Annotated in this window: 15 protein-coding genes; 4 read left to right on the plus strand and 11 right to left on the minus strand. The window is 65.6% G+C overall.

The window, feature by feature from the left end:
- Positions 1–70: 70 nt before the first annotated feature.
- Entirely contained in the window at positions 71–1,717 is a 1,647-nt protein-coding gene (locus ATO9_RS00330; protein ID WP_162183045.1) for a methyl-accepting chemotaxis protein, read from the minus strand.
- Positions 1,714–2,001, minus strand: a complete 288-nt coding sequence (locus ATO9_RS00335; protein WP_052418009.1) for a hypothetical protein — start codon at positions 1,999–2,001, stop codon at positions 1,714–1,716. The genes ATO9_RS00330 and ATO9_RS00335 overlap by 4 nt, the downstream gene beginning before the upstream one ends.
- Before the next feature lie 143 nt (positions 2,002–2,144).
- Here ATO9_RS00335 and ATO9_RS00340 point away from each other — a divergent pair, with 143 nt between their 5' ends.
- A complete protein-coding gene (locus ATO9_RS00340) occupies positions 2,145–2,933 on the plus strand; it encodes an exodeoxyribonuclease III (RefSeq protein ID WP_043743575.1) in 789 nt (262 codons plus the stop codon).
- Between the two features lie 12 nt (positions 2,934–2,945).
- Here the strand turns inward: ATO9_RS00340 and ATO9_RS00345 are convergent, their stop codons facing one another.
- The gene (locus tag ATO9_RS00345) at positions 2,946–3,449 is read right to left on the minus strand and encodes a DUF6653 family protein (RefSeq protein ID WP_052418010.1); all 504 of its coding nucleotides are present in this window, start codon (positions 3,447–3,449) and stop codon (positions 2,946–2,948) included.
- Between the two features lie 104 nt (positions 3,450–3,553).
- Here ATO9_RS00345 and ATO9_RS00350 point away from each other — a divergent pair, with 104 nt between their 5' ends.
- Genes ATO9_RS00350 through ATO9_RS00360 form a run of 3 tightly spaced genes read left to right on the plus strand, consistent with a single transcriptional unit; the run spans position 3,554 to position 5,375 of the window.
- Positions 3,554–4,486, plus strand: coding sequence for a tetratricopeptide repeat protein (locus tag ATO9_RS00350; RefSeq protein ID WP_043743577.1), 933 nt, complete (start codon positions 3,554–3,556; stop codon positions 4,484–4,486).
- Positions 4,487–4,512: 26 nt separating this feature from the next.
- Positions 4,513–5,169 (plus strand): LON peptidase substrate-binding domain-containing protein, encoded by a 657-nt coding sequence (locus tag ATO9_RS00355; protein WP_043743580.1) that lies wholly within the window; start codon positions 4,513–4,515, stop codon positions 5,167–5,169.
- Complete coding sequence (locus ATO9_RS00360) at positions 5,166–5,375, plus strand: Trm112 family protein (RefSeq protein ID WP_043743582.1); 210 nt, start codon at positions 5,166–5,168, stop codon at positions 5,373–5,375. Before ATO9_RS00355 ends, ATO9_RS00360 begins: the two co-directional genes overlap by 4 nt.
- Positions 5,376–5,457: 82 nt before the next feature.
- Here ATO9_RS00360 and ATO9_RS00365 read toward each other — a convergent pair whose 3' ends face one another.
- The 8 genes from ATO9_RS00365 to ATO9_RS00400 form a co-directional block, all read right to left on the minus strand.
- On the minus strand, positions 5,458–7,221 hold the full coding sequence (locus ATO9_RS00365) for an AMP-binding protein (RefSeq protein WP_043743584.1): 1,764 nt from the start codon (positions 7,219–7,221) through the stop codon (positions 5,458–5,460).
- Positions 7,222–7,243: 22 nt separating this feature from the next.
- Positions 7,244–9,640 (minus strand): amidase, encoded by a 2,397-nt coding sequence (locus ATO9_RS23790; RefSeq protein ID WP_081979397.1) that lies wholly within the window; start codon positions 9,638–9,640, stop codon positions 7,244–7,246.
- On the minus strand, positions 9,640–10,356 hold the full coding sequence (locus ATO9_RS00375; protein ID WP_043743586.1) for an ABC transporter ATP-binding protein: 717 nt from the start codon (positions 10,354–10,356) through the stop codon (positions 9,640–9,642). The genes ATO9_RS23790 and ATO9_RS00375 overlap by 1 nt, the downstream gene beginning before the upstream one ends.
- Positions 10,349–11,374, minus strand: coding sequence for a branched-chain amino acid ABC transporter permease (locus tag ATO9_RS00380; RefSeq protein WP_043743587.1), 1,026 nt, complete (start codon positions 11,372–11,374; stop codon positions 10,349–10,351). Before ATO9_RS00380 ends, ATO9_RS00375 begins: the two co-directional genes overlap by 8 nt.
- Entirely contained in the window at positions 11,374–12,240 is an 867-nt protein-coding gene (locus tag ATO9_RS00385; protein WP_043743590.1) for an ABC transporter permease subunit, read from the minus strand. Before ATO9_RS00385 ends, ATO9_RS00380 begins: the two co-directional genes overlap by 1 nt.
- Before the next feature lie 58 nt (positions 12,241–12,298).
- Positions 12,299–13,519, minus strand: a complete 1,221-nt coding sequence (locus tag ATO9_RS00390; RefSeq protein WP_043743592.1) for an urea ABC transporter substrate-binding protein — start codon at positions 13,517–13,519, stop codon at positions 12,299–12,301.
- A gap of 51 nt (positions 13,520–13,570) precedes the next feature.
- A complete protein-coding gene (locus ATO9_RS00395) occupies positions 13,571–15,184 on the minus strand; it encodes a flotillin family protein (RefSeq protein WP_043743594.1) in 1,614 nt (537 codons plus the stop codon).
- Positions 15,185–15,316: 132 nt separating this feature from the next.
- Positions 15,317–16,438 carry a substrate-binding domain-containing protein gene (locus ATO9_RS00400; protein ID WP_238318641.1) on the minus strand — a complete coding sequence of 374 codons (1,122 nt, stop codon included), beginning with the start codon at positions 16,436–16,438 and terminating at the stop codon, positions 15,317–15,319.
- Positions 16,439–16,462: the final 24 nt, after the last annotated feature.

Genomic DNA, 16,462 nt, shown 5'->3' on the forward strand with positions numbered 1-16,462 from the left:
GGTCTTCGTCATCTGGCGGCCGTTACGCTGCCGGGGCGGCCCGGCCCAAATGGGGCCGGGCGCAGGCGGTTCAGAATTCGTCCCAATCGTCGCTGGCTGAGGACGCGGCCGGGCCGTTGACCTGCTGCTGCGCCACGGCGGGTCGCGCCGGGCGCGGGGCCGGTTTCGCGCGGGGGGCCATGCCGACGACATTGGCCGCGCCTGGCCCGTTCGATCCGATATCGAACCGGGTGACCGCGTCGTTCAGGGTCTGCGCCTCGCGCGACAGGGCGACGCTGGCGGCGGAGGTTTCCTCGAACATGGCGGCGTTCTGCTGGGTGACCTGGTCAAGCTCCTGCATGGTGTTCTCGATGGCGGAGATCGTGCTGGCCTGTTCCTCGGCCGAGCCGGCGATTTCTGCCACGTGCGAGGCGACCTCGGTCACCGCGTCGGAGATACGGCCAAGCGCCTCTCCGGTCTTGCGGACCAGTTCCACGCCGTTGCCCACCTGGTCGGACGAGGTGGCGATCAGTTCCTTGATCTCCCGTGCGGAGTTGGAGGACCGCGCCGCCAGCGCCCGCACCTCTGTTGCCACGACGGAGAAGCCACGGCCGTTCTCGCCTGCCCGCGCCGCTTCGACGCCTGCGTTCAGGGCCAGCAGGTTGGTCTGGAACGCGATCTCGTCGATCACCTCGGTGATGCGGGAAATCGCCTGGGAGGATTGTTCGATCGAAGCCATGGCGTTGGTCGCGGCCTGCACGACCTCTCCCGAGGCCTCGGCATGGTTGCGGGCATTGTCGACGACGAGGTTGGCGCGTTGCGCGGCCTCTGCCGACAGGCGGACGGAGGCAGAGATCTCGTGCATGGCCGACACGGCCTCTTCCAGCCCGGCGGCCTGTCGTTCGGTCCGGGTGGCCAGGTCGTTGGCCGCGGTGGAAATCGCGCCCGAATCGTTGGTCACCATCTCCGCGTTGTGCATGACGATCTGGACGGTCTTGCGCAGTTCGTCCACGGCGGTGTTGAAGTTGCGGCGGAGCTGGTCGTATTCCTCGCCGAATTCGGTGTCGATATGGGCGGTCAGGTCGCGCTTGGCCAGGCGATCCATGGCCCAGCCCAGCTGTTCCACGACCTGGCGCTGGGTCGTCATCATTGCCTTCTGCCGGGAGCGATCGCGCGCCTCTGCCTCTTCCCGGGCGGTCTGCGCCTCGAGCATGTCGGCGTCCATGTCGACCCGTTGGCGGATCGCGAAATAAAGCACGGCCGCCTCGAGCACCACGATGGCACCATGCAGCGCAGTGCGTTCAAGGTTCTCGATCACGTCGGTGGACGGGAAGATCAGGCCGGGCATGAGGACCGACAGGGTCAGGTGGTGCACCGCCGCGACGGTCGCCACGACGAGGATCACGTTGGCATCGGACATCGCCATGGTGATCGCCAGAAGGGCAAAGAAGAACATGTGGCTGTCGAGCTGCCACGGATGACCGGAAAACGCGGCGGTGAAGGTCATCGCCTGCGCGATCAGGCCAAGCGCCGCCAGGATACGCCCGGTGCTGCCCCCGCCCATAGAGCCCACATGCCCCAGGCCGGCGGCCACGAGGCCGAACAGCAGGACCGGCAGCCAGGCATTGCCGACCGCGAGCGCCGCGATCGGCGCTGCGGGAACAAAGGCCCAGGCGGCCCAGACGATACGCTGCATCGCCGTATCCTGGGCCATTTCAAATTTCGTTTTTGTCGTCATGTTTCCCATCCACACAAGGCCGCGAGAGTTCCACCGTCAAAGACCGCCCAGGCGCCGCCCTGCCGCAGGCGTGCGGCGAAATCGGCCCCTTCACCGGTGGCAAGCGCGCCCAGATACGCGGTGTCCGGCCCGATCTGGCGGCCACCGGCCACGTCGATCACGCCGGCCAGGTCGCGCCAGGGCGGCGTCACCACGAGGACGATCCCGTCATTGCCCGACGGCACGGTGGCCAGCGCCAGCAGCGGTCCCCCCGCCGTCAGCCCGAGCGCCATGGTCAGCGCCATCAGAGATCTCCGGTCCATCATGTCTTCGCCCTAACGCGAAAAACTTGCCTGCCCGTTAAGACGCGCCCGCTTTGCGCGATTTTCGGGCTTACCCGCCGGGTCTGTCATGTTAGGTCAGGGCGGATCCAAGCCGGAGAATGCCCATGTCCTTCACCCTCGCCACCTGGAACATCAACTCGGTCCGCCTGCGCGAACCCCTGGTCTGCCAGTTCCTTGAGGAAGAAGGCCCGGACGTTCTGTGCCTGCAGGAATGCAAGTCACCGGTCGACAAGATCCCGCGCGAACGGTTCGCCGAACTGGGCTATACCCACATGATCGCGCGCGGCCAGAAGGGCTATAACGGGGTGGCGATCCTGTCCAAGCTGCCGATCGAGGACAGGGGCGACAAGGATTTCGCCGGTCTGGGCCATGCCCGCCATATCGCCGGGCGGCTGGAAAACGGCGTCACGATCCACAATTTCTACGTCCCCGCCGGGGGCGACAAGCCCGACCGCGAGGTGAACGAGAAATTCGGCCAGAAGCTCGATTACCTCACCGACATGCGCGACTGGTTCCGCGACGAAACGCCGGAAAAGGCTATCCTGGTGGGCGACCTGAACATCGCCCCGCGCGAGGATGACGTCTGGAGCCACAAGCAGCTGCTGAAGGTCGTGTCGCACACCCCGATCGAGGTCGATCACCTGGCCGAGACGCAGGAGGCCGGCAAATGGGTCGATATCACCCGGCAGGACATCCCCGAGGGACTGCTCTATTCCTGGTGGTCCTACCGCTCGCCCGACTGGGATGCGGCGGATAAGGGGCGGCGGCTGGATCATGTCTGGGCGACGCCGGATATTTCGAATGCCGGGCATTCCTCGCGTATCCTTCGGCATGTGCGCGGCTACGAGAAACCGTCGGATCACGCGCCGGTTCTGGCGACGTTCGACCTTTAACTCGGGCGGGTCTTACTTCAGCCAGTCGCGATAGGTGTCGTGGTCCGACATGTCGTCGAAAAGGCGGGTCATTCGGTCCAGGAACCAGCTTTTGCCGATCAGGATGATGGCCATGCCGCAGGCGGTCCAGCCCGCGTCCTTGGCGATCAGCCCGTAGGTCAGCGGGATCAGCCCGCAGCCGTTCAGCACCGACAGGCCAAGCGCCCATTTTGCATGCGCCTGCGGGATCGGCACGCGGGCACGGTTGATCCAGACCCGTTCGCCCATCACCGCCCGCGACGCCCAGCTGCGCGTGCTGGCCGGTGGCGGAAAGAGGTGCGGGTTCACCCGGGCCCAGATCACCACGAGGATCACCGGGATCAGTGCCCCCCAGCCCAGCCAGTCACGGCTCCAGACCGCGAGGACGAAGAGGGGCAGCACGCTGTAGCGGGTGTAGACCGACCAGGGGTTGGCATGGCGCGCCCATCCCGTCCGGTCCAGGCCCATGGCGCTCTGCATGCCTTCGATCAGTTTCATAGCACCCTCGGTTTCAATGTCGCGCCGGGCAGTCGGGCCTTGGAAGTCGCGGCCATGCCGTCCATATAAGGGGAAACCGGACCAAAATGACAGGAATGGCACCGATGATCGAACTGGGCGGAGCGCAAGAGAGCGCCAATACGGGCGACCTGATCAAGGACGTCACCGAAGAGAATTTCATGGCCGATGTCGTGGAGGCCTCGATGGAGGTGCCCGTCATCGTCGACTTCTGGGCCACCTGGTGCGGCCCGTGCAAGACGCTTGGCCCGATGCTGGAAACCGCCGTGACCAAGGCCAAGGGCGCGGTGAAGATGGCCAAGATCGACGTCGACCAGAACCAGCGCCTGGCCCAGGCCCTGGCGCAGCAGGGACTGCCGCTGCAATCCATCCCGACCGTCGTCGCCTTCGTGCAGGGCCGTCCGGTGGACATGTTCCAGGGGGCCGTGCCGGCCTCGGAGATCGACGCCTTCATCGCCAAGGCGATCGAAGCCGGGGGTGGTGACAGCTCTGGCGGGCTGGACGATGCCGTGGCCGCGGCCGAGGAAATGCTGGCCGAAGGCGCCGCCGAGGACGCACAGCAGACCTTCGCCGCCATCCTGCAGGAAGAACCGCATCACGCCGCCGCCTATGCCGGTCTGGTGCGCACCTACCTGGCCATGGATCAGCTGGACCAGGCCGAGGCCGCGCTGAACGGCGCCCCGGTCGAAATCAGCAAGGCGCCCGAGCTTGAGGCCGTGCATGCCCAGATCGAACTGGCCAAGCAGGCCGCGGGCGTCGGCCCGGTGGCCGAACTGACCGCGACGGTCGAGGCGGAGCCCGACAACCATCAGGCCCGGCTGGACCTGGCCAAGGCGCTGCATGCCTCGGGTGACGTGGCGGGCGCGGTCGACCAGCTGTTGGAGCTGTTCCGGCGCGATCGCGAGTGGAATGACGGGGCCGCGAAGGCGCAGCTTCTGACCATTTTCGAGGCGCTGGATGCCAAGGATCCGGTTGCGCTATCGGGACGGCGGAAACTCAGCTCGATGATATTTGCCTGACGGAACGGGCGCGCTAGCTGATGCCTATGTTCAGAGCCGCCGATCTTCCCGAAGTTATCCCCGTGTTTCCATTGCCTGGCGCGCTGCTTCTGCCGCGTGCCCGGCTGCCGTTGCACCTGTTCGAACCGCGTTACCTGGCGATGCTGGATGATGCGCTCAAAACGCCGCACCGCCTGATCGGCATGGTGCAGCCCGATCCGCGCCCGCAGGTCGAGGATGGGCCCGAAGGCCCGCCGCTGCATCGCATCGGCTGTGCCGGGCGGGTCACCCAGTTCTCGGAAACCGAGGACGGGCGCTACATGATCACCCTGGCCGGCATTTCCCGCTACCGCATCCGCGAGGAAGTTCCGGGCTTTGCCCCCTATCGCCGCGCCTCTGTCGACTGGACCGGGTTCGAGGACGACCTGCGCGAACCGGTCGAAGACCGTAATTTCGACCGCGACCGGTTCCTGGACCTGCTGGCGCGCTATTTCTCGGCCAAGTCGCTGGATACGGACTGGGAAACCCTGAAAGAGGCGGATAACGAGATGCTGATCAATTCGCTCTCGATGCTGCTGGGGTTCGAACCGGAAGAAAAGCAGGCGCTGCTGGAAGCGCCCAGCCTGTCGACCCGGCGCGAGACATTGGTCACCTTGATCGAATACGCCCTGCGTGGCGGCGAGGATTACGGAGTGATGCAATGACCCAATCGCAAGAGGCCGACCACCCGAAGGCCCCGCTTTTCGACCGCCACATGCTGGAGGCGCTGGTCTGCCCGCAGACCCACGAGACCCTGTCTTACGACGTCGAGGCGCAGGAGCTGATCTCGAAGAAGGCGAACCTGGCCTTCCCGATCCGCAACGGCATCCCGATCCTGCTGATCGACCAGGCCCGCACGCTGGACCCGTGAGGGCGTGACCGGCGCAAGGTCAGTCGTTCGCGCGGCGCGGCTTCGCCCGTGAGGGCGGACGGGTCAGACCCGTCCCTCACGCTCAGACCGCGCGCGGCCCATCGGACTTGCCCAGCTCGGCCACCATCTGGTCCCGCATCACGAATTTCTGCGGCTTGCCCGTGATCGTCATCGGCAGTTCACCGACCAGCCGGAAATGCCGGGGCACCTTGAAATGGGCGATCTGGCCCGTGCAATGGCTGCGCAGCATGTCCTCGGTCAGGCTGGCATCGCCGGCCACGACCCAGGCGCAGACCTCTTCGCCCAGGCGGTCGTCGGGAATGCCGAAGACCTGCGCGTCGCGGACCTGTGGGTGGGTCAGCAGGAATTCCTCGATCTCGCGGGGATAGATGTTCTCTCCGCCGCGGATGATCATGTCCTTGACCCGGCCGGTGATGGCGCAGAAGCCCTCTTCGTCGATCACCGCCAGATCGCCGGTATGCATCCAGCCGTCGCGGATCGCCTCGGCGGTGCGGTCGGGGTCGCCCCAATAGCCCTTCATGACCGAATACCCGCGGGTGCACAGCTCGCCCGACTGGCCCGGGGGCAGGATCGCGCCGTCCTCGTCCACGATCTTGACCTCGAGATGCGGATGCACGCGTCCCACGGTTTCACAGCGGCGCATCAGCGGGTCGTCGACGAAACTCTGGAACGAGACGGGCGAGGTTTCGGTCATGCCGTAGCAGATCGTGACCTCGGACATGTTCATGCGGTCGTTGACGGCGCGCATGACGGAAACGGGGCAGGGGGCGCCCGCCATGATCCCGGTGCGCAAGGCGCCAAGGTCGCGGGGCCGGTTGTCCAGCTCGGCCAGCATGGCGACGAACATGGTGGGCACGCCGTAAAGCGCCGTGCAGCGTTCCGTGCTGACCGCGTCCAGCGTGTCCGACGGATCGAAGGCCTCGCCCGGAAAGACCATGGCGGCGCCCTTGCTGACCGCGCCCAGCACGCCCATCACCATGCCGAAGCAATGATAGAGCGGCACCGGGATCGCCAGCCTGTCACTTTCGGTCAGCTTGATCCGGTCGGTGACGAAGCGGGCATTGTTGAGGACGTTGTAATGGGACAGCGTTGCGCCCTTGGGATGGCCGGTCGTGCCCGAGGTGAACTGGATGTTGATCGCGTCGTCGGGCTGAAGCCCCCGGTCGATCTGCGGCAGGCGCAGCTGCTGCGCCGGGCCGCCGAGCGTCGTGACCTCGTCAAAGCTCCAGGCGCCTTGCACGGCGTCGCCCATGACGATGACGTGGCGCAGCGCGGGGACCTTGGCGGCGTGCAGGCGACCCTTTTCGGCGCTGTCCATTTCCGGCGCCAGCGACCGGATCATCCCGAGGTAATCCGACGATTTGAACGACCGCGCCAGCACCAGCGCCTTGCAGCCCACCTTGTTGAGCGCATAGTCCAGCTCGGCCAGGCGATAGGCGGGGTTGATGTTGACCAGCACGACGCCGATCCGGGCCGTGGCGAATTGCGTCAGCACCCATTCGAGCCGGTTCGGCGACCAGATGCCCAGCCGGTCGCCCTTTTCCAGCCCGAGCGCGAGAAAGCCCGAGGCAAGTTCGTCCACCGCGCGGTCGAAATCGTAATAGCTCAGCCGTTTGTCCGGAAAGATCAGTGCGTCGCGCGGGCCGTAGCGGGACACCGCATCGCTCAGCATCTGGGGGATCGTGGCATAGACCAGCGGCGGCGTCGCGGGCCCCTGAACGTAGGACCGCCCGTCGCGCGGGGCGAGGTCCACGGGATCGGATGTCGTGCTTTCGGTCCCGAAGGTCCGGATACGCCCCGCGATGCTTTCGTTCAGGATGGTCATCCCTTGTCCTCCTCAGGTGACGTCACATGTCGCGCCAGTCGCCGGATTGTTCGAAGGCGTGCGCCGCCTGGTAGATCTTCATCTCTCCGTAATTCGGTCCCACCAGCATCAACCCGATCGGCAGCCCTTCGGACAGGCCGCAGGGCAGGCTCATCGCCGGCAGGCCGCCGTTGAAGGGCGCGGTATTCGCCGTCATCTCGAAGGCGCGCTGGACATAAAGGCTCAGCGAACAATCGGCGGGCGGGTGCGGCTGCGGCTTGACCGGCAGGGTCGGCAGCAGCAACAGGTCGTATTGCTTCAGCGCGGCAAGGTAGCGTTCGTTGCACTTGCGCATGATGTTCTGCGCCTTGCCGTAGAACCGCCCGCGATATTGCTGCTGGGCATGTTCGCCCACGAACATGCAGGCCTTGAGCGAATGGCTGAGCTCATCTGCGCGGTTCTTCCACTGGGACATGTGGTCGGTCATCGAGGGCAGGAAGAGGCCTTTGTAATTCGTGCCGGTGGAATTGCCCCACATCATGCCGTCCTGAAGTCCTTCCAGCGTGATCGCCGTCCAGGCATCCATGGCGGTGAAATGTTCGGGGACCGAGACATTCTCGACCCGTGCGCCCAGGTCGCGGAACCGCTCTGCGGCCTTCAGCACCTTCTGGTCCACGTCCGGTTCGGAATTGGCGTGGGCGAAGCCCTCCTTCAGGATGCCGATGCGCATGCCATGCACGCCCCGGCCAAGCGCCTCGGTGTAGGAATAGACCTGCGGGTTGTATTGCCGCGGATCCAGACCGTCCGGGCCGGCCAGAACCTCCAGCAGCAGGGCATTGTCGGCGACGTTGTTCGTCACCGGACCAAGGTGGTCGATCGTCTGCTCGATCGGCATCGCGCCGGTATAGGGGACAAGGCCATGCGTCGGCTTCATCCCGTAGACCCCGCAATTCGAGGCCGGGATGCGGATCGACCCGCCCTGGTCCCCGGCAATGGCCATGTCGACCTCTCCGGCGGCGACCAGTGCGGCCGACCCCGAGGACGACCCGCCCGCCATGTAGCCGCGTTTCCACGGGTTGTGGACCGGGCCCTTGGCATTGGTGTGCGACCCGCCCGACAGGCAGAAATTCTCGCAATGGGCCTTGCCGGCGATCACCGCGCCCGCATCCAGCATCCGGGTCACGATGGTGGCGTCGATCTCGGGCGTGTAGCCCTCCATAATCGACGATCCGTTCATCAGCGGCACGCCCGCCAGGCAGATCGTGTCCTTCAGGGCGATCCGCTTGCCGCGCAGCTTGCCGTCGGGGGCGCCGCGCACCTCTGTCTTGACGTACCAGGCGTTGAGCGGGTTCTCGGACGGGTCCGGGTGATAGCCGGGCGACCTTGGATAGCGGACCTCGGGCAGGTAGTCGGGCATCGCGTCCAGCCGGTCATAGGATTGCATGAACGGCTCGATGATCTCGGTATATTCCAGCAGGTCCTCGTCCGAGAGGGACATGCCGAAGCGGTCCGCCATGGCGCGCATCTGCGAAAGGGTCGGGCGTTTGATGGTCATGGCGGTCACCTTGGAAGGTTGCGAGGGCGAAGAGATCTCCGGCCCGGGTCGTTGCGATGGTTTGGAATCTGGGAAGGACGGTTTGGCGCGCGGCGCAGCCTGGGGCGTGGTCGTGGTCGCAGCCGGGGCGGGCGCGCCGCTGCCCTTCCGCGTGCCGCGCGCGCCAAAGCCCAGAAGCTCGTCCACCCGCGCGCGATCGGTGAAATCCGAACGGTGCAGTGTGCCGGTGATCCGGCCCCGTTCCAGCACCAGCACCCGGTCGGACAGATCGGCGATGAAGTCGAAATTCTGCTCGACCAGCAGGATCGACAGGCCCCGGGTTTCGCGCAGATGCAGCAGCGTTTCGGCCATTTCCTCGATGATCGAGGGCTGGATGCCTTCGGTCGGCTCGTCCAGCAGCAGGAAATCGGGATTGCCCATCAGGCAGCGGGCCAGCGCCAGCAATTGCTGTTCACCACCCGACAGCGCGCCGCCGTCGCGGTCCAGCAGGCGGGTCAGGCGGGGGAAGTCCTTCAGGACGTTTTCCATCACCTCGGCCTCTGTGCCCGCGCCGTAATCGTGCCAGGCAAAGCGCAGGTTGTGGCGCACGCTCAGCTGCGGAAAGATGCCCCGACCCTGCGGCACGTAGCCGATGCCCATCTGCCCGCGTTCATTGGGCGCGGCGCGGGTGATGTCGGTCTGGTCGAACCGCACCTGGCCCGAGGTCGCGGGAAGGAACCCCATCAGCGTCTTCAACAGGGTCGTCTTGCCCATGCCGTTATGGCCCAGCACGCCGACGACCTCGTTCTCGGCCACCTCCAGGTCGATGCCATGCAGAATCGGCACGCGGCCATAGCCGCCGGACAGGCCCTTCGCGCTCAGCATTATGGTCGGGTCTTCGCTCATCAGGCGTTCTTTCCTAGGTAGACGCGGCGCACCGTTTCATCGGCCATCACGCGGTCCACGTGGTCTTCCATCAGCACGGCGCCCTGGTGGAACACCGTCACCGTCTCCGCGATGGAGCGGATGAACTGCATGTCATGTTCGACGATCACCACGGCGGCAGAGCGCGTCATCTCGTGGATGATGGTGGTCATGCGGTCGACATCCGTGGCGCTCATGCCCGCCGCCGGTTCGTCCAGCAGCACCAGCCAGGGATCGGCCACCGCAACGAGGCCCAGCTCCACCCGCTGCCGTTCGCCATGGGCCAGCTGGCCCAGGTCGGTCCGGGCGATGGGGCCAAGGGCCAGCCGCTCGATCACGTCGTCGGCCCGCGCCCGCGCCTCGGCCACGTCGAAGAACCGGCGCGCGGCCAGCCAGATGTTTTCATGCACGCTCAGCGCATCCATCACGTTGGGCGTCTGCGTCTTGATGCCCACGCCCAGCGACGCGATCTGGTGCGGATGCCAGCCCGTGACCTCCTGTCCGCGCATGAAGACATGGCCCTCGGACGGGGTCAGCAGCCCGGTCACGCATTTGAAGAAGGTCGACTTGCCCGCGCCATTGGGCCCGATCAGGCAGCGCAGTTCGCGCGATTGCAGCTTGAAATCCACGTTGTCGCTGGCGGTGACGCCGCCGAAGCGCATGGTCAGACCGGCGGTTTCCAGAACGGTTTCAGCCATGACGCGCCCTCCGCATACGGCGGGCGGGACGGCGGCGGGCCGTGCGCCCCACGCTGGCCTGCCACAGAGAGCCGATGGCCGGCACCAGCCCGCGCGGCAGGAACAGCACGAAGATCACCAGCACCAGCCCCATGATCAGCGTGTTGTCGATCATGCTTTGCTGGCCCAGCATGAACTTCAGGTAGGCCAGACCTGCGGCGCCCACGATCGGGCCCAGCCGGGTGCCCAGCCCGCCGACAATGCACCAGATGATGATCTCGGCCGACTGGCCCAGCGAGAACAGGGTCGGCGTCACGATCTCGGCCCAGTTGGCAAAGAACGCGCCCGCCAGACCCGCGATGCCTGCGCCGATGGCGAACAGCACCGTCTTCCGCGCTGCCACGTCATAGCCCATCAGCGCCATGCGGGTCTCGTTCTCGCGGATGCCGACGGCGATCCGGCCGAAGGACGACCGCAGGAGCCAGGTCACCAGAAGGAAGACGATCACCAGCGCCACGGCGCAGACATAGAACAGCGCATCGCCCCAGATATAGGCGCCCGGATCGCCCGGCACGTTCAGCGTCTGGAAGCCGGGGATGCCGTTGAAGCCGCCCAGCCGCGCGTCGCCGATCTTATATTGCGGCCCGGCAGTGGTGTTGATGAACTTGAACAGGATCAGCGTGACCACCAGCGTGATGACGCCCAGGTAGACATCCGTCAGCCGCCCGTAGAACATCATCGCCCCCAGCAGCAGCGCGAAGCCCGCGGTCAGAGCCACGGCGAGGATCATCGGCAGGGTGCTTTCCCCGATATTGATCGCCGAGATCGCGTAGATATAGGCACCGAGGCCAAAGAACGCGGCCTGACCGAAGCACAGGATCCCGCCAAAGCCCCAGATCAGCCCGAGGCTGAGGCCAAGCATCCCGTAGATGACCAGCACGGTCAGCGTATAGGTCCCGACCAGCATCGGCATCACGGCGATCAGGATGGCCGACACGACCAGCGTCATGATCACGTCACGGGTGGCAGAGCGGGTCATCACAGCTTTCCCTTGAAGAAGCGGCTGGTGATGCCCTGCGGCATGGCCCGGAGCAGGATCACCGCGGCGACCAGCAGCGCGACCTCACCGATCACCGGCGAGATGGCGAAGGTGAAGACCTGGCTGACGAACCCGAAGGATGCGGCCGACGACACAAGCCCCGCGATCAGCGATGGCCCGCCCGCGATCACCGTGATGAAGGCCTTGGCGATGTAGGCGCCCCCCGAGGTGGGCACGAGGCCCACCAGCGGCGCCAGGATCGCGCCCGCCAGCCCCGACAGGGCCGACCCGCAGAAGAACGTCGCCATGTAGATGCGGTCGGGGCTGTAGCCAAGCGCCGCCGCCATGTCGGACCGTTGCATCGTGCCGCGCGCGATCAGCCCCGCCCGCGTGCCCTTGAAGACCGCGTAAAGCAGGACGACCAGCAGGATCGCCATCACGATGATGAAGAAGTTGTATCCGTTGACCTGGTAATCCCCGACCGAAAAGCCCTGGATCGGGGTCGAAATCCCGGTCGTCGTGTTGCCGAAGATCATCGTCGCCAGCCCGATGAACATCAGGCTCAGGCCCCAGGTGGCCAGCATCGTGTCAATCAGCCGCCCGTAGAGGTGCCGGATCACCAGTCGCTCCACCACCAGCCCGATCAGGCCGACGATCAGCGGCGCGATGACCAGCATCGCGACGAAGACGTTCACGCCCAGCCCGACCGCGGTGATCGTCGCATAGCCGCCCATCATCATGAATTCGCCATGGGCGAGGTTGATGACCTTCATCATGCCGAACACGACCGCCAGCCCGGCCGAGATCAGCACGAGCGACGCGATGGCGTAGAGCATTTCTACGAGGATGACGAAACTGATATCCATGGGCCTGCCTTGTTGTGCCGGCGGGGCGACCGACGCCGCCCCGCCTTGTGTGCGAGGATCAGATCTCGATCTCGTACTGGGTGTTGTCGTCGGGGTTTTCCTGCAGGTTGCAGACCGCCTGGGTATCGACCGGCGCGACCTGGTTCAGGGTCTCGACCACTTTCATGCCCTGGTCCTCGATCTCCATGATATGCACGTCGAGCGTCGCATGATGGGTCTGCGGGTCGATGGCGATATTGCCCGCCGGGCCCGTGATGGACACGCCGGTTTCCAGCGCCTCGATCACCGGCATCCGGTCGGTCGTGCCCGCCTTCTTCACGCCCTCGGCCCAGAGCAGGATGCCCTGGTAGGTCGACACGGCCAGTTCGTGGATCGCGGAGGTATCGCCATAGGCGGCTTCCCACTTCTCCTTGAAGGCCTTGTTTTCCGGCGTATCGAGCTCTTGCGAGTAGTTGTAGGCGACCATGATGCCGTTGCCCTCTTCGGGGGTCAGCACCTTGTGTTCGTTGCCCACGCCCATCGTGGTCGAGGCCAGCGCGATCTTGTCCTTCATGCCGGCGGCGGCCCATTGACGGAAGAACGACAGATGCGCGCCCCCCACCAGCGGCGCCACGACGAGGTCCGGGGCCGTCTGCTGGATCTTGGTGATGGTCGACCCGAAATCCGACACGTCCAGCGGGAAGAAGTCGGTCGCCACGACCTCGCCGCCATTGTCTTCGACGAATTTCTGGATCCAGCGCGCGGTGATCTGGCCGTAATTGTAATCGGCGGCCAGGATATGGACCTTGGGTCCGGATTTCTGCATCGCGTAGGGCACCAGCACCTCGACCTGCTGGGTCGGGGTCACGCCGGTGACAAAGATGTTCCGGTCGCAGACGCCGCCCTCGTACTGGACGTTGTAGAAATACAGCGTCTCGGACCGGCGCATGGTCTGGCGGATCGCCTCGCGCGAGGCGGACAGGATGCCGCCATGCACCACGTCGACCTTGTCCTGCCGGGTCAGCTGGTTCGCGTATTGCGAATACAGCGCCATGTCGGACTGGGTGTCATAGGCCTTCACCTCGACCTCGCGGCCCAGCAGGCCGCCGCCGGCGTTGATCTCGGCCAGGGCCAGCTTCATCGCCTGGTCCATCGGCTTGCCGTAGGCGTCGAAATTGCCGGACGTGTCCAGGATGGAGCCCAGAAGGATGCTGTCCGACGCTTTCGCGATGGTCGGCATCAGGGCCGCGGTGGTCAGGGCGGCGGTACCGCCAAGGAATTCTCTCCTTTTCAGAGACATGGGAATGTCCTCCGTTGTTGGGTGTCGGGAAGTGGGAAAGGTGCCTTCAGGTCACTCTTTGTCTTTGGGCTTGGGATCGTCCTTGCCCTTGATGCGGTTGGCATAGTCGGCCGTCCGCCCGGCCGTCGGCACGTCGAAATCAAGCCCGATCTCTTCGCCCATCTGCTTCATCGCCGGCAGGCGCACCGCCATGCCGAGGATCTGGTCCATCGCGGCGCCAAAGGCCCCGTCGACCCCTTCGCCGGTGCTGCCGCCATTGCCGCCCCCGATGCCGCCGATCTGGTTGATGCGGATGGAATCGATCTTTTCGACCGGCTTCATCATCTGCGTCATGATCTCGGGCATCTTGTCGAGCCGGCGTTCCTCCAGCCGCATCCGGATCACCGCCTCGCTCAGGGTATTCTCGGCCTGGTTCAGCGCAGCACGGCCCGCGGCCTCGGCCTCCATCGCGGCCTTGTCGGCATTGGCGGCGGTCGTCTTGGCCGACGCATCGGCCTGCGCCTTGGCCAGCAGGGTGCCGACATCGCTTTTCACCCGGGCGTCTTCCAGTTCGATATCGCGTTCCTGCTTCATGCGGGCGATCTCGCGTTCCCGCTGGGTGACGGCGCGGTCCTTCTGGGCCTGGACGCTTTCGGCGGCCAGGATGACCTGGGCGCGGGCCTCTTCTTCCTCGGCCTTGGCCTTGGCTTCCTTGGCGCGGGCCTGGGACAGGCGGATATCGTTGGCGATCTTGGCCTCTTCCAGCTCCAGCATGGCCTGCATTTCGGCGCGGCGCAGGGCCTCGTCATTGGCGACCTGGGCGGATTTCGTCTCCCGCTCCTGTTCGATCCGCGCGGTTTCGGAGGCGCGGCGCGCCTCGGCGCGGGCGGTGGCCGACCGGCTTTCCGCCTCGGCCTCCAACCGGGCCAGGTGCTCCTGCTGGGCGATCTCGGCCTCGCGCTCGGCCCGCTGCAATTCGATCTGGCGCTGGTGCTGGGCCAGGCGATGTTCGCGCAGGGCGGTTTCGGTGGTCGTTTCCACCGCGATGCGGGCCTTGCGTTCCTCGGCCACCAGTTCGGCCAGGCGACGCATGCCGCGGGCGTTGAAGGCGTTGTTCTCGTCGCGCTGGCTCAGATCGCTCTGGTCGACCGACACGAGCGACGCGGACACCAGTTCCAGCCCAAGGCGCTCTGCCTGCTTGGCGACGGTGTCGGACACCTCGTCACAGAACGCGGCTCGGCCCAGGTGGATTTCGGCCAGCGACCGGGTCGCGGCGGCGGTCTGCATGGCGCTGGCCAGCGTGCCGCCCAGGACCTCGCCGACCGCCTCGCCGCTGCGGGAAATCCGGTGACCAAGCGCCTGCGCGGCCACGGCGATGCTCTTCGGATCGGAGCCGACGCGAACCTCGAATTCCATCACGATGTCGGCGCGCAGCTGGTCACCGGTCAGCACCGCCTCGCGCCCGGTGCGGGCCAGGTCGATCGCCGCCGTCTGCATCGACACGCGCTGCAACTGGTGCACGATCGGCAGCGCCAGGCAGCCGCCATCGGTCAGCACTCGGCGTCCGCCCATGCCGGTCCGCACAAGCGCCGTTTCCAGCGTCGCCTTGGCGTAGAATTTCTGCAGGAACCAGATCCCGACAGCCAGCAGGATCGCAAAAATGATGATCGCCGAAATCCAGTACAAAGCCTAACCCTCCGCTGGTGCCCGCCTCCGTGTGATCCGGGGCGACTCTTGGTGTGAGGGTACGGTTGCGCGTTTTATTTTCCTTTTCAAGTATTTTATTTGAAAAGGAAAATAGTTTGGAAATATCAGCGTTTACAGCAGCTTGAAGTCGCAGAACTGCATGCCGTCGGCCCGCGCAAGGTAGACGGAGGGCCGCGCATTGCCGTCTCCGCCCAGCAAGGTGCGCCCGCTGGAATAGCGCACGGGCAGGCCGTCACGGGTCGAAGACACCCGCCACAGATCGCCGTGATCGTGCAGCAGGGAGGCGAGGTAATGCAGCCCCTCGTAGGTCGACTGGCCAAGCGCGTTCAGCGCCGGGGCAAAATCGCCGTGCAGGGCGTGGTAGCGTTCCTTGAAGGCCGCGTTCGCCTCGGTCGCGACGGCCCCGAAATAGGATGACACGGCGAACAGCCGCTCCAGGTTGCCGGCGCCGCAGGCCATCAACCCGTTCTCCTCCATCGCGCAGGACAGGCGGATCATCGACTTGTGCATCCCCATCCGCCCGAACATGCGGTTGAAGTTCACCGCATCCTGTCCGACCAACGACACCAGCACCGCATCCGCGCCAGAGGCATCCAGCGCCTCGACCACGGGTTTCATGCTGGACAGCCCGAAGGGCACGTAGCTTTCCATCACCACGTCGACATCGAAGCTTTTCAGATGCGACTTCGCGTAGGAATGCGAGGACCGGGGCCAGACGTAATCATTGCCGATCAGCGCCCATTTCCGCGGTTTGTAGATGTCCTGAAGCCGGGTGATCGCCGGGCCCAGCTGTTCCTGCGGGGTTTCCCCGATGGCGAAAAGGCCCGTCGTCGTTTCCCCGCCCTCGTAGAGCGGCGTGTAGATATAGGGCACCCGCTGGCGCACCACCTTGGACAGGCGCTGCCGGATGGCGCTGATATGCATGCCGACAATGGCGTCGATCGCGCCCATGTCGATCAGGTCGTTGATGATCTCCTCGATCGGTTCCGCGGCCTCGACGGCGGCGTCGATCATGATCAGCTGCACCTTGCGCCCGTCGATCCCGGCCTGGCGGTTCAGCTCTTCCACCGCGACCTGCGCGGACGAGATACAGGATGGCGCCCAGATCCCCGCCGATCCGCAAAGCGGGATCAGCAGCGCGACGCGGAAGCAGGATTGCCGGGCCAAAAGCCCGCTCTCGCGGAATTCCGCAAGCTCTATCGGCATCATCGCTTCGGCGGTCTGCGGTGCCACTGGGGCGCCCCCGTCTCACAGGTG

It is taken from the genome of Pseudooceanicola atlanticus (assembly GCF_000768315.1).
GTDB lineage: Bacteria > Pseudomonadota > Alphaproteobacteria > Rhodobacterales > Rhodobacteraceae > Pseudooceanicola > Pseudooceanicola atlanticus.